1 pseudogene is annotated in these 681 nt (G+C 73.6%); it reads right to left on the bottom strand.

Going from position 1 to position 681, the window contains the following annotated elements:
• Positions 1-681 (bottom strand): annotated as a pseudogene (locus ML01_RS29865) (hypothetical protein); the annotation flags it as partial.

Raw genomic sequence — 681 nt, 5'->3', positions numbered from 1 at the left:
CGGTGGTCAAGCGCCGGGCCTTGGCCAGATGCGCCCACGCCCGCGCCGGCAGGTCGGCCGCCTTGGCGAGGCCGTCGAGCTGTTGCCAGATGCCCTCCAGGCGGGTGGCCAAATGCTCGGGCGGTTGCGCCTCGGCCCGCTCCAGATCGTAGGGGTGATACGCCGCGCCGATGGCGCAGATCAGCGCGCGCGCCTCGCCTTGGCGCGCCTGCGCTTGCTCGCGCGCTGCTGCGGCCCGGGCCCAGGTCGCGAGTGCGTCGCGGATGCGCTGCGCGAACGCCGGCGGACGCCCGGGGCCATGGCGTTGTGCGCGATACGCCTGCTCGGCTGCGCGTGCTTGCTCCAGCTGCGCCTCGGCGCTCGCGACCTCGGCATCGGCCGCGCGCACCGCGCGCGCCAGTGCCAGGCCGGTCGCCTTGGCGACCTCGTGCTGGAGATGGAACAGGTCCGGGGAGTGATGGGCGCCGTAGTCGGTCTCGATATGCCGGCGCAGCGCCGCCGCCTCGTCGGCCGTGCCCTGCACAATCGTGATCGGCAAGCCCGCGCAGGCCGCGTTCAGAGCCTGCGTCCAGGTCTGCGCCGTGCGGTCCGCGGCGTAGCGCTCCAGCACGATGAAGCCCGACACCGGCTCCAGCGCCACCAAGCAGATCGCCGGATGAAAGGTCTCGTCCTCGCACACCG

The organism is Thiohalocapsa sp. ML1 (genome assembly GCF_001469165.1).
Taxonomy (GTDB): Bacteria; Pseudomonadota; Gammaproteobacteria; order Chromatiales; family Chromatiaceae; genus Thiohalocapsa.
This window is presented reverse-complemented; position numbering and strand designations above follow the sequence as displayed.